Source organism: Cellvibrio polysaccharolyticus (assembly GCF_015182315.1).
Lineage (GTDB): Bacteria > Pseudomonadota > Gammaproteobacteria > Pseudomonadales > Cellvibrionaceae > Cellvibrio > Cellvibrio polysaccharolyticus.
The window spans coordinates 3,873,399-3,887,248 of sequence record NZ_PRDL01000001.1 but is presented as its reverse complement, the minus strand read 5'-3'; the positions used below and the strand labels follow the sequence as shown (position 1 = coordinate 3,887,248).

8 protein-coding genes are annotated in these 13,850 nt (G+C 52.8%); 2 read left to right on the top strand and 6 right to left on the bottom strand.

Going from position 1 to position 13,850, the window contains the following annotated elements:
* Nucleotides 1-7: 7 nt before the first annotated feature.
* Both C4F51_RS16395 and C4F51_RS16390 read left to right on the top strand, forming a co-directional pair.
* Nucleotides 8-3,112, top strand: coding sequence for a MexW/MexI family multidrug efflux RND transporter permease subunit (locus C4F51_RS16395; protein WP_193911637.1), 3,105 nt, complete (start codon nt 8-10; stop codon nt 3,110-3,112).
* Complete coding sequence (locus tag C4F51_RS16390; protein WP_193911635.1) at nt 3,109-4,542, top strand: efflux transporter outer membrane subunit; 1,434 nt, start codon at nt 3,109-3,111, stop codon at nt 4,540-4,542. Before C4F51_RS16395 ends, C4F51_RS16390 begins: the two co-directional genes overlap by 4 nt.
* A 335-nt stretch (nt 4,543-4,877) precedes the next feature.
* Here C4F51_RS16390 and C4F51_RS16385 read toward each other — a convergent pair whose 3' ends face one another.
* From C4F51_RS16385 to C4F51_RS16360, 6 genes are all read right to left on the bottom strand, one after another.
* A complete protein-coding gene (locus tag C4F51_RS16385) occupies nt 4,878-5,516 on the bottom strand; it encodes a putative glycoside hydrolase (protein ID WP_235992352.1) in 639 nt (212 codons plus the stop codon).
* Between the two features lie 420 nt (nt 5,517-5,936).
* Nucleotides 5,937-7,034, bottom strand: a complete 1,098-nt coding sequence (locus C4F51_RS16380; RefSeq protein ID WP_193911633.1) for a glycoside hydrolase family 43 protein — start codon at nt 7,032-7,034, stop codon at nt 5,937-5,939.
* 105 nt (nt 7,035-7,139) lie between these two features.
* On the bottom strand, nt 7,140-8,348 hold the full coding sequence (gene manD, locus C4F51_RS16375) for a D-mannonate dehydratase ManD (protein WP_193911631.1): 1,209 nt from the start codon (nt 8,346-8,348) through the stop codon (nt 7,140-7,142).
* 79 nt (nt 8,349-8,427) lie between these two features.
* Nucleotides 8,428-11,319 (bottom strand): glycosyl hydrolase 115 family protein, encoded by a 2,892-nt coding sequence (locus C4F51_RS16370; protein WP_193911629.1) that lies wholly within the window; start codon nt 11,317-11,319, stop codon nt 8,428-8,430.
* A 79-nt stretch (nt 11,320-11,398) separates the two neighbouring features.
* Entirely contained in the window at nt 11,399-13,129 is a 1,731-nt protein-coding gene (locus tag C4F51_RS16365) for a glycoside hydrolase family 43 protein (protein ID WP_193911627.1), read from the bottom strand.
* Between the two features lie 362 nt (nt 13,130-13,491).
* Nucleotides 13,492-13,842 carry an FKBP-type peptidyl-prolyl cis-trans isomerase gene (locus C4F51_RS16360; RefSeq protein WP_193911625.1) on the bottom strand — a complete coding sequence of 117 codons (351 nt, stop codon included), beginning with the start codon at nt 13,840-13,842 and terminating at the stop codon, nt 13,492-13,494.
* Nucleotides 13,843-13,850: the final 8 nt, after the last annotated feature.

Sequence of the window (13,850 nt, the reverse complement as noted above, 5' to 3'; positions counted from 1 at the left end):
GCCCGCAATGCGATTTACCGATACGTTTGTTCGGCGCCCGGTATTGGCGCTGGTAGTCAGTACGCTGATTTTTCTGGCCGGTTTATTTTCTCTCGGGCAATTGCCCATCCGGCAATATCCTTTGCTGGAAACCTCCACTATTACCGTAACCACCAACTACCCGGGTGCATCGTCACATTTAATGCAGGGCTTTGTGACGCAGCCGATTGCCCAAGCGATGGCCTCGGTAGAGGGTATTGATTATTTATCGTCAACCTCGGTGCAGGGGCGTAGCCAGGTCACGGCGCGCATGCAATTGAATCGCGACTCTACCCAGGCATTGGCGGAGGTGATGGCGAGCGTTAATCAGGTGCGTTACAAATTGCCCGAGCAGGCTTACGACCCGGTTATTGAACGCTCTGCCGGTGAGTCAACCGCGGTAGCCTATATCGGGTTTACGGCGGGCGATATCTCTGTAGCGGAGTTGACCGATTATTTATCCCGCGTGGTAACTCCCATGTTGTCCACCATTGAAGGTGTTGCCAGTGTGCAAACCTTTGGCGGGCAAACGCTGTCGATGCGTTTGTGGCTGGACGCGGAAAAACTGGCCGGGCGGGGATTAACTGCCAGCGATGTGGCCGACGCGGTGCGTCGTAACAACTGGCAAGCAGCGCCGGGAAAAATAGACGGGCTTTACGTGCTGGCGAATATTCGCGTGAACTCTGACCTGACCAGCGTGGATGAATTCCGCAATATGGTGATTGCCGGAGAAGGTAATTCGCTGGTGCGATTGAAAGATGTAGCGACAGTAGAGCTGGGCGCAGCCGCGAATGAAACCAGTGCCTTTATGGACGGCAAGCAAGCGGTGCATGTCGGTTTATTTCCGGTGCCCTCGGGTAATCCGCTGGTGATTGTTGACGGCATCAAATCGCTATTGCCGGACATTGAAAAAACCTTGCCGCCCGGTGTTGAGGTTGCGCTGGCTTTTGAAACGGCGCGATTTATTCAGGCATCCATTGATGAAGTCATTCGCACCTTGATAGAAGCGCTGATTATTGTGGTGCTGGTTATTTATCTCTGCTTGGGGTCGCTGCGCACGGTGCTGATTCCGGTCGCTACCATTCCACTTTCCATGCTGGGTGCTGCCGGGCTGATGTTGATGTTCGGTTTCAGTATCAACCTGTTAACACTGCTGGCGATGGTGTTGGCCATCGGTCTGGTGGTGGATGATGCGATTGTGGTGGTAGAAAATGTGCATCGCCATATTGAAAATGGAAAATCGCCAGTGGCGGCGGCCTTGATCGGTGCGCGTGAAGTTGCCGGGCCGGTGATTGCCATGACCCTGACTTTGGCTGCGGTCTATGCGCCGATCGGTTTGATGGGAGGCCTTACCGGTTCGCTTTTTCGCGAATTCGCGCTCACTCTGGCGGGCGCGGTTATTGTTTCCGGCGTAGTGGCATTAACACTCTCGCCAGTCATGAGTTCGCTGTTGTTGCCAGCCAAACAACAGGAAGGAAAAATGGCACGCATGGCGGAACATTTTTTTGAAAAACTCACCAGCGGTTATGCCCGGGTGTTGGCGTATTCGTTAACGCATCGCTGGATTGCGCTGGCGGTTGCCGGGGTAGTGGTGGTGAGTTTGCCTTTGCTCTACAGCATGCCGCAACGGGAGCTGGCACCGGTAGAAGATCAGGCCGGTGTGTTAACTGCCATCAAATCGCCGCAGCACGCTAACTTGAATTACGTTGAGCATTTCAATCGCCAGCTGGATGACGTTTATCGGCAAATGCCTGAAACTGAAAGCACCTGGATTATTAATGGTAGCGATGGCATCGCCTCAAGTTTTGGCGGCACCAATTTATCGCCCTGGGGCGAGCGCGAACGTTCGGCGGGTGAAGTGCAGGCCGCGTTGCAAGTTGCCAGCGGTGATGTAGCAGGCTCCAATATTTTCGCCTTTCAAATGCCGGCGCTGCCCGGCTCAACCGGGGGGCTGCCGGTACAAATGGTGGTGCGTGCTGCCATGGATTATCCCGAGCTTTACCAAACCATGGAAGAGATAAAAGCCCGCGCCTGGCAAAGCGGATTATTTATGGTGGTAGACAGTGATCTCGATTACAACAACCCGGTTGTGATGTTGCAAATTGATCGTGCCAAAGCCAACAGCCTGGGCATTCGCATGCAGGATATTGGCGATTCGCTGGCAACGTTGGTGGGTGAAAATTACATCAACCGTTTTGCAATGGATGGCCGCGCCTACGATGTTATTCCGCAAAGTCTGGCCAGTCAGCGCCTGACACCGCAAGCGCTCACTCAGCAATATGTTCGAAGCGGTGAGGGTAATCTCATTCCTTTATCGGCGGTGGTGAGTGTGTCAGTGGTTACAGAGCCTAATCAATTAACCCAGTTCAACCAGCAAAATGCAGTAACGCTGCAAGCGATTCCTGCACCGGGTGTTTCGATGGGGGAGGCGGTGGAGTTTCTCTCTTCGGTTGCCGGTGAATTGCCTGCCGGAGTTACCCATGATTGGCTATCCGATTCCCGCCAGTATTCGCAGGAAGGTAACGCATTAATATTTGCCTTTATCGGTGCGCTGATCATTATTTACCTGGTGCTTGCCGCGCAATATGAAAGCCTGGTTGACCCGCTGATTATTTTAATTACCGTGCCTTTATCCATTTGCGGTGCATTACTGCCGTTGGCATTCGGTTGGACCACGCTCAATATCTACACCCAGATTGGTTTGGTGACATTGATCGGTTTAATCAGCAAGCACGGTATTTTAATGGTTGAGTTTGCCAATGAATTACAAGTGCATGAAAAAATAAACCGGCAGCAAGCGATTTTTCGGGCGGCACAAATTCGTCTGCGCCCGGTATTGATGACAACTGCGGCAATGGTATTCGGATTGATTCCCTTATTGTTTGCCAGCGGTGCCGGCGCCAACAGCCGTTTTGGCCTGGGAACTGTCATCGTATCGGGCATGATTATTGGCACCTTGTTTACGCTATTTGTGTTGCCCACGGTGTATTCATTCCTTGCCAGAAATCACAACGCTATGTTGAATACACCCAGACAATTGCAACTGGCAGAAGCTGATCGCGTGCTGGCTTTGCCCAAAGGAGAAACACTGTGAAAAAACTCACTCACCTGTTTTTCTCTGCGGCTTCGGTTTTTATAGTGTCTGCCTGTACCGTCGGGCCGGATTATCAAAAGCCGCAACAAACTTGGGCTGCCAGTGAAAATGTGGTTGCGCCGGTATTTTCCGATGCCGGACACAACCGTGCTCTTCACACGAATGCCTGGTGGTTATTGCTGGATGATGCACAGCTTGATCAATGGATTGAAACGGCCTTGCAAAATAATCAGGATATCCAGCAGGCGACCGCCAGGCTTGGCGCGGCGATGGCTGGCGTGGATGAAAGTTATTGGCAGCGCTTGCCAACACTTTCTCCCGAGGCCGGTTATTCACGCAGCCGAATGCAACAGCCAGGCGCGGACGGGCAAATAACCCGCCCTCAATCAACGGCATCGCGCACCGGTGCATCGGTGCAGTGGGAGGTGGATTTATTTGGCCGCTTGCGCCGGCTGCATGAAGCGGCGGTAGCGCGAAGTGAAGCGGCCGATGCCGATCTCTCGCAAGTCAGGATGTCTATTGTTGCTGCGGTGGCCACCAGCTGGTTTGAATACCGCGGCTTACAACAGCAAATTGAATGGGCACTGGCCGAGCAAAAAAGCTGGCGAGACACATTGGCGCTGGTGCAAAGCGGCGTTTCGCTGGGGCGCGAACTGCCGGAAAACCTGGAAAATGTGCAGGCACAATTGCACCGTAGCGACGCAGCACTGCCAGCATTACGCGCCGCGCAGCAAGCGGCGCGTTACCGGTTGGATGTTCTGACCGGTGTGCAACCGGGGCAGCGGGAAATTGATGGTGATATTTCATTAACGCCCTTGCTGCTTCGTGAATTGCCGGTGGGTGATGTTCGCGAGCGGGTGCTTGCCCGGCCGGATGTTGTGCAAGCCGAACGTTTGCTGGCAGCCAGTACCGCTGATATCGGAGCCTCTAAAGCGGCGCTTTATCCAAATCTGAGCATCAACGGTTTCGTCGGCTTCTTTGCGCTGCGCGGTTCCAGCGCGTTGGATGCAGCAGCACGCGCTTACGAATGGAATTCGCTATTGCAATGGGATGGTTTGAACCCGGGCAATGCCCGCGCACAATTACGCGCGAGCGAAGCGCGTTTGCTGGGCGCCTCTGCCCACTATCAACAGGCCGTGTTGCTGGCGTTTGAGGAAGTCGAAAACGCGTTGACGGTGTTGCGAGAAGAGCAGCAACAATTGTTTTCGCTTACGCAAGCGGCGTCCCATGCCGAGCGGGCATTAGCCCTGGCGACCCGGCGCTATGAAGCGGGCGGTGGCAGCTATCTGGCTGTACTGGAAAACCAACGCGCTTTGTTCGCGGTGCGGCAGCAGGTTGCGAGTGCTGAAACGGGTTCTTATCTTAATGTGGTGGATTTATATAAATCGCTGGGATGGAGTATTGAAGGTGGGGCGCTGGCGTTGAATTGATGGCAGCGTCGTCAGTTAATTAAAAAATAGCGTGCTATTTCGGGCTCAGCGGTTGGTACGCCCAGTCCGCTTGTCATCAGAACTTTTGTTCCAAAAACGCATGAGCATCCGCAAACGGAGCCAGCCAATCCTCATAAAGGATTGGCGTTCCGCGCGCGCAAAACATGTTTTGCTTATTGCGCACTCCACCCATATGGCTCCGGCGAGTCAACGGCAACTGCTCCTGTGTTGCGCCAACTGCGTTGCTCTAACTTCCGCCCTCCATGGCGGTCGTCCCTGACTCGACGGTTTTGCAACAAAAGTTCTGATGCCAAACCCGCCTCCCACCGTATTTCTTATTCCTTACAGCTTTCTTCACCTTCCTGCAATTTTTCAAGCCGAACATTCAGGATGGATATTTCCAGGCGGCCATCGGTTCCCAAGGTAAGAGGCGCATTGATTTTTGATAAATCAAAGTTATCGCCCTTAATACAGTTAAGAGGAATCGGTAAACTGAACCACTGTTTGGCCGGGGCTTTTTGCAACATGCGCTGAATGTTCAATTTTCCCTGACAGGGGTAACCGCAATCCATTCCGATGGAAACGGCTTTGTCCGGCTTTCTGTCAACACGAATATCCAGCACCAGTGATGCGGCGTCTTTGTAAGCGGCGAGATCAATCGGCGCACCGAAAATACCAACACTGCCGTATTCCTTCTTGCGACCATCCCAGCTTAGCGACAGTGCTTTGTGCTGTTCATTAAAGTCGACCTGGGTGGCCAGCACTTTCTTGCCTTCGGACTGGCCTTGCTGATTGTTCACCGGCACCGACCAGTTGGCCGCATCGCCGAGGGTTAATGACCAACCGCTGACCGGTTTGCCATTTAATAGATAAACGTGAGCAGGGTTAACCTGATCATTGGCGCTGGCTTGCGAAGCCATTGCCAGCCCGAAAAATACCAGGGAATACCATTTGGAAAACACAGATTTACGCATAAAAATCTCCGAGCATTATTGTTATACAGAGACTTTCAACGATATCGTTTGGCAAGATGAATGGCAACTGGGAGCTACAGCTTTACACAGAAATAGCGACCTGTGAGTCCCGGTCTTTGGATTGCCCAGGTTCGGCAGGATGTGAGTTTGTCGTTAGGGGACTTTGTTCCAAAACCGTCGGGTCAGGGATGACCCGTCGGAGCTCCATGGATGGATGCATTCGTCACATCCATGTGACTCACCCTGCGGGCAGCTTCGCTGTGCAAATTGGCGATCCTGCCAATTTGTCATGTGTTTTTGGAGCAAAGTCCCCTAACGACAAACGGACAGATGGCACTTGCGCTCCTATCCAAATAAATTTTCATTTCTCCTCTCCTCCGAGAGGGTAGGGATGGCAGGATTTTTTTGCTTTTTCAGCAGCTATTTAAAAGCACTAATCGTTTCAATAGAACCATCTTCGCGGTGAATCAGTTCGGTCATTTTCACACTGCGCAAATGGGTCTGCCCGCCGGACAACGAGCTATCGTGGTAAAACAAATACCACTTGTCCTCGAAGCGGGTAATGGAATGGTGATTGGTCCAGCCGGTTACCGGCTCCAGTACTACGCCCTGATAAGTAAACGGCCCATAAGGATTGTCGCCGGTGGCATAAACAATTTTATGCGTGTCGCCGGTGGACCAGGAAAAATAATAAGTGCCGTTATGTTTGTGAACCCAAACCGCCTCAAAGAAACGACGGTCATTATCGCCAGCCAATAAAGGCTTGCCATTTTCGTCCAGTAATTGAACATCCATTAACGGCTCGGCGATAGACACCATATCGTCATTCAGCCGCGCAATTTTCGGCATCAACGCCGGTTCATGGTCAGCCGGGTATTGATCTGTGTCCGAGAAATTGCCTTGTGTCCAACGCTGTAATTGTCCGCCGGAAATACCGCCAACGTATAAATAATATTGATTGTCGTCGTCTTTATAGACCGCCGGGTCCATGGAGTAGGAGCCTTCAATCAGCAGTGGATTGGTAAACGGGCCCTCGGGTTTTTCAGCAGCGGCGACACCAATGCGAAAAATTCCCTGCTGGTCTTTTACCGGGAAATAAAGATAAAAACGGCCGTCTTTTTCGGCTGCATCCGGTGCCCACATTTGTCGGCTTGCCCAGGGTACATCATCAAGATCCAGCGCTACACCGTACTCGGTCACTTCACCGCCCGGCTTATCCATAGACAATACCCGGTAATCGCGCATGGCAAAATGATCACCCTCGGCGTTGGGGGCAATATCACTTTCTATATCGTGCGACGGGTAAATATAAATTCGGCCATTAAAAACGTGCGCAGAAGGGTCGGCGGTGTAAATGTGTGTGACCAGCGGTTCATGCGCGTATTGTGGTTCGCTGGAAGATTGGCTGCTGTGAGTGGGCGCAATCGATGTTTGTTGCGCTTTGTCGGTGTTGTCACAACCACTCAACAATAAAGCCGATGCGGTAAAACCTAGTAATAAAGAAAGAGGGCGGTGCATGGTTAGCTCCTGTTATTTATTATTAAAAGCCCGAAAATAAAACAGGCAACAGACTATTCCGGGAAGAATTTTCTGTTGCCTGTGCGTTATGCCTTTGGCGTTAGATTACCAATGCCAAAGTGTGCCATCTTCGAGGCGGTTAACCGGCAAGCTGGCGCGCTTGTAGGGGTATTTTTTGGCCAGCTCTTCATTGATATCCACACCATGGCCGGGTGTTTCGCCCGGGGTGAAATGACCATCTTCAAAGCGGTAGGCGCGAGTAAAAATTTCTTCCATTTGCGGGCTGTGCGGCATGTGTTCCTGAATACCGAAGTTGGGCACCCAGTAATCAAAATGCAGTGCTGCGCCCATGCACACTGGTGACAAATCAGTAGCGCCGTGGAAGCCGGTGCGCACATGGTAGAGCGCGGCAAAATCGGCAATGCGGCGTACATGGGTAATGCCACCGGCGTGAACAATGGTGGAGCGAATGTAGTCAATCCACTGGTTCTGAATCAGTTCGCGGCAATCGTGAATGCTGTTGAACACTTCACCCACCGCCAGTGGCGTGGTGGTGTGCTGGCGAATGAGTTTGAATGCTTCCTGGTTTTCCGCCGGTACCGCATCTTCCATCCAGAATAACCGGAAGGGTTCAAGGTCTTTACCCAGCCGCGCGGCTTCAATGGGCGTAAGGCGGTGGTGTACGTCGTGCAGCAAATGCAATTCACTGCCGAACTCTTTACGCACTGCAGCAAACACTTCCGGAATGTAGTTCAAGTATTTTTCAGTTGACCAGCTTTCTTCAGACGGCAAGTCGGCATCGGCGGGTTCGTAGTTGTGATCGCCTTTGGCAACGCCGTAGGTTTTGGCAATGCCAGGAATACCACATTGCACACGAATGGCTTTATAACCTTGCTCTTTGGCTTTGCGCACGGCTTCCAGGGTGGAATCCAGGTCGCGCCCGTTGGCGTGGGTATAGGACAAAATACGATCGCGGCTGCGGCCACCGAGCAATTGATACAGCGGCATATTGGCGGCTTTGGCTTTGATGTCCCACAGGGCAACATCAATGGCTGCCAGCGCAGTCATGCCGATGGGGCCGCGACGCCAGTAAGCGCCACGGTAGATGTACTGCCAGATGTCTTCAATACGTTGCGGGTCGCGGCCAATCAGCACCGGGATCAGATAATCTTCAAGGTAAGAAACAACCGCTTTTTCACGACCGTTGAGGGTGGCATCACCAATACCGTAAATGCCCTGGTCGGTTACAATTTTCAGGGTGACAAAATTTCTGCCGGGGCAGGAAACAATGACACGCGCATCAATAATTTTCATTCACACTACTCACTGATCAGAAGACGGGCTTTGCCGCCGTGCTATAACCAGCCAGCGGCAAAGCCCGTTTGCGCTGACGTTACTCTATTTTCAAACTTTGCTGCGGCCCCAGATAGGAAGGCTTTAAACCACCGGTATTGATCACCAGTTTTTGCAGCGTCACACCCGGGTCCACCATATAAATGCGCAGCTTTTGCAGCCCCGCTTTATTGATGCGGTGAGTGCTGCGCGAGGTGCGGACACCGCTGGTAACCGCTTCGGCCCAGGCGGCATCACTCATGTCGGCAACAATATCGACCACTTGTGGCGTGTCCTTGCCGAAGCCAATGGCGTAGCGCAAGCCGCGCTCCGGCATAACCGGCAAGCCGGGTGCAAACAAGGCTTCAACGGTAAACTCGCCGGTATTAAAAAAGTGCACGTCATATTCCAGATAGGGCGCTTTTTCCGGATTACCGAAGCTGTAGTCTGTTATCGGAAACACCGACATGGAAGACAGGGTGCGGCCATGTTGTTCCAGTCGCTGCCACTCAAAACCATGAGCCGCTTTTATATCCGTATAGTTTTCTGCTTCGATGGCAACATAACCATCCGCCTCGACAAAGCCACGCATGCGACGGGTTTGCTTGTCATCCGGCTTGAAGGTAGCCACCTGAATGTTCGCGCCGCCCCAGCTTGCACCGGTAATGTGAATCGTTCCTGACGACTTGCCGGTTGGGGCTTTGTCCCAGTCAATCGACACATTCAGCGATTCTACATCTTTAACTTGTCCACTAGTATTGGAGATTATAATCCACGGCTGGTTCACTTTGGCTAAAAAATTGAAAGGTTGTGTACCTTTATTGAAAATTTCGATGCGTCGGCTCACCTGACCGTAAGGGCTGAACTCATCCAGCCGGTATTGGCCTGCGACCGGCCATGCCTGAGCGGTGCCTTCTACCGCAATGCCCATGTCGGCAACGTCTGCCGGCTGGTAGTCATAGAGCATGGGCATAATGTTGGTTGGCGGGTTGTTCCAGTGGGTGTAGCCAATATGGCTTTGCGACATGAAATGGTTCCATTTGCCGTTGCTCAGCTCGGTGTGGTACTGCTTTTCCAGCGCGGCATCGGCAGCAAACAGCTCACGGGCGCGCTCGGCATAGTGATTGGCGGTGGCGCGTCCCTGGTTGGCGTAGAGGCGGTTTTTGGCAACTACATCATAAAGTTCAGTAACGATGGTACTGGCTTTTACCGGGTGTAACACCAGTTGGAAAAACGCATCTTTACGGCGCTCGGGGATTTTTTCATACAGCGCTTCTGCGCGTGCGGTGAGGTCTTTCATCTCGGCGGTAATACGCTCGGCTTCGCGGTAATGCAGTTGGCTGTAAGTGCCTGGCTCCTGCAGTTCCGGTTTGCGGCGACCATTGTGACGGGTGTAGCCACTGATCAGGTCTTCAATTTCTTCGGCATGGGCAGCACCGAATTCGCGGGTTGCCCAAAGGCGGCCGAATTCTTCAATCGAGTCTTTGTCCCAACGTTCCGGGTTCCATGCCATGCGCAGGAAAAACTCGGTGGGGATCTCCATCGGTTTTAAATCGCCCACATTGACCACCCAGATTTGATTGGCGTCCCAGGTGTAAGCGAGGTGCATCTGCTCCTGAATTTTTGCCAGCGGTGTGCTGTTGATCCAGCGGTAAGAGCGCGGCCCGCCGACATAGTCAAAGTGGTAGTAAACACCGGCACCGCCACTGCGTTTGCGTTCTTCCGGGGTTGGCAGGCGGCGGATATTGCCCCAGTTGTCATCACACCACAGCAAAATGACATCGTCGGGTACGCGCATGCCGCGTTCATAAAAACCTTGTACTTCTTTATAAAGCGCCCAGACCTGAGGTACTTCGCTAACCTTGTCTTCACCGAAAACGTTACCAATAATTTTGCGCTGGTCGCGCACGATGCGTTCCAGTAAACCGATGTTTTCGCCTTCGCTCATCGGCGTGTCTTCCTGACCGCGCATGCCGAGGGTGAATACGCTTTCGTAGGGCTTGTTGCGCTTTGCGCCGTCTTCCCAGAATTTGTAGAGGTTTTGTGCGTTGGTGGAATATTCCCAATCGCCTTCGCCATAGCGATTCCATTCTTTGTCGGCTCGCATCATGGGTTCATGGTGCGAGGTGCTCATCACAATGCCCATCTCGTCGGCGAGCACCATATTTTTCGGGTCGTCATCATTGAAGGCATTGTTCCACATCGCCGGCCAGAGAAAGTTGGCTTTTAAACGCAGTAACAATTCAAACACTTTTTCGTAAAACTGGCTGTTGTAATCACCGTAGTTTTCTTTTACCCAACCGGTTAATGCCGGGGCTTCATCATTCAAAAAAATGCCGCGGTATTTCACGACCGGGGCATCCTGAACGCGGGTGTTACGCACGGCGTATACCCGTTGCTTGCGTTTTACCGGCACGTCCGCCCACCAATGCCAGGGCGATACGCCTATTTTTTCTGACAGGTCAAAGGTGCCATACATGGTGCCCCGTTTGTTGCTGCCGGCGATTACCAGTGCCTGGGTCATACCCGGAAAAGGCTTGTTGACCAGTTCAATGTGGTAACCATCCCAGGCATTTTCGATGGCGGAAACATCAATCTTGCCTCGTTCAATCAGCGCATCAATCAATTCGCTCTGGCCAATGGTGCCGATGATCACCGCGGTTTTGCCAAGGTTGTTAAGCGAGTGCACCAGCGACAGGCGGGTTTCGGTCACCTTGAAAATATCTTCCTGTAACAGCGCTACGGTTTTTTGTACGCCGGAAAAATCCTGCGTATCCACGTAGAGCGTTGCATTGGATTTGTCACCAACAATTGGCAGGCTGCCTTTTTTAAAACGGGTTTCGATATAGGAAGGATCTCCCAGCGCGAAAACGGGCAGGGCAGTTACAAGCAGAAGCAGCGTTGCAAGCGCAAGGCATAAAGCTCCCGTTGTATTTCTGTGCAAGCAATTCATGGCAAACAATCCTGGCAGATAACAAGGGTCGGGTTTAATGGGCAAAAAGTGGCAGTCCCGCTGCCGCTTTTTAGTGGCATCAGTGACGGTTAATTCTCGCATGTAAACCTATGTGTGTGCCGATAAAACCACCGGCAATTTCACTGCTTAGCATACTGGCGTCCAGCCCCTCGGCAATCATAACTTTGGCTTCGCCGGGCAGCTGATAATAAAAGCTGATCAACCCGGCATTGCCTTCGCTACCAATAATTAGCGGTTGGCCGGCGGTGAGTTTTTCCAGCGGCAAGCGTTGTATCACCTGTGGCTCACTGTTGTTGGCCTGCTCCAGTACCAGCTCGTATTTGCCAGACGCCTGGCTGACGCCGGCAAAGAAATGGTGTTTCTCATTTTGGAATACCGTGAGGCCGGCAATAACCGCGTGGTTTTCCGGTGCGGTAACTTCAGTGCTGCTGCTGAAATGCATGTGCTGCTGACGGCGGCCAATAAACGACACCTGGGTTAACTCTGCGAGAGACGCGGGGCGAACGTTGAGGGTGATGCCGCCTTTTTCTCCGCCAAGGGTGTACCAGCTGTGATCCGGCTGACGCAGCTGGTTCCAGTGGTGTTGCAGCGCATCGCCGCTAAACGCATCGCGCCAGGTGAAGTTGCCGGTAAAAGGTTCGCTGGCTGGCATGGGTTTCAGGCCGGCCGGTTTCTTCGGCCGCCAGGCGACTTCGGTTTGCGGGTCAAGAATTATCGGCCAGCCATCTTCCCAGCGTACCGGCAGCAAAAAAGTTTCGCGGCCAGTGTTAAACAGGCTGCCGTTATACGAGCGTGATGCGAGAAACACCGCCCACCATTCGCCATTGGGTGTTTCGATAAAATCGGCATGGCCTGTGTTGGTAATCGGGTTGGGCCTTTCTCTGTTCAGGTCGCGCTGGGTGAGAATGGGGTTGCCTGCAAATGGCACAAAAGGTTCGGCCAAATTGCGGGTGCGGAAAATAACTTGCGAGTGATTGTATTCGGTGCCACCTTCGGCGCAGGTCAGATAATACCAGCCATCTTTTTTGAAAATATGCGGTGCTTCAATCCAGACGGGTTTGCTTGACGGATCAGCGCCGCCGTCCACCACCATGCGGCCGGAATCGGCAATCACCTTGTTATTAGCCAGATCGTATTCCCATAACCAGATAGCCTTATGGCCCTCGTATTGCGAACCGCCTGCCGGGTCGTGGTGGTGCGTAATGTAAACGCGGCCGTCATCGTCAAAAAAGATGTCAGGGTCAATGCCGCCAATTTCCGGCAGCAGAACCGGTTCTGACCAGGGGCCAGCCGGGTCGGTGGCGGTCACGATGAAATTGCCGCGAATATCCACCAGAGTAGTAATCAAATAGAACACGCCGTCGTGGTGGCGAATGGTGGGTGCATAAATACCACGTGAGGTTTGCTGCTCTGCCAGGGGCAGTTGTGCCGGGCTGGTCAGCGCATGGCCGAGCGATTCCCAATTCACCATGTCGGTGCTGCGAAAAATCGGCACGCCGGGAGAGAACGCAAAAGAGGAATTGGCGAGGTAGTAATAATCACCGGCGCGGGTAATGCTGGGGTCGGGGTAAAACCCGGCCAGAATCGGATTTTGAAATTCATCGTCAGACAGCGGCGCATCAAACACCGGGTCGCGGCCCTGATATTCAAACCACGAAAAATGTGCGACGGCATCTTTGCTGGCGGCGGAAGATACCGTTGCTTCTTCCACCCTATCGCTGCAACCGGCGAGTGTGCCGAGCAGGGCGGCGTAAAGCGGGGCGTAGCGTTGCCATTTTTTAAAACGCATTGGTGCTTCCTTCTTGAATATGTCTGCTCGTTTTACCGGGTTGGAAATGAATGTGACAGCCAGGAGAAATAAGTTTTTGTAAAACTGTGTTAATCAGAAGATGGCGTTTTTGATCAGGGTTGTGCTGTTTGAAAATCGTTTGTGAAGGATGAGATTCGCAGTTCCTTTAGTCTTACCCTGCTGACCGCTTTCGGAAAAGTCCTTCCCGCCCGAGCCGGTTGTTATTGGAAGAGTGCAGCTCGGTTAATCTTGTGGTCAATTAAACCATATGACTTGGTGCTTGTATACCAGTTGAGGCGGCTAACGGGGCGTAATCGCGCCCGGCGAATGTTGCTACCGGGCATGAGGGTGGCAGGTGGCTTTTACTCGTCGCGGGTGAGCACTTCCAGCAATTCAATTTCAAAAATCAGGTTGGAGTTGGGCTTGATCAGCGCACCCATTTGCCGCTCGCCATAGGCCAGTTGCGCCGGTACATAGAGTTTACGTTTGCCACCGGTTTGCATGCCGATCATGCCCTGGTCCCATCCCTTAATAACGCGACCGGTGCCGATAACGCATTGAAAAGGCTGGCCGCGCTTGTGTGACGAGTCAAACTCGGTGCCATCTTCCAGCCAACCGGTGTAATGGGCGGTAATCAGTGCGCCTTTTACTGCAGCTTTGCCGGTGCCCGGTTGCAGATCTTCAATGCGTAATTCGCTAAACGCCTCGCTCATGGAAACTC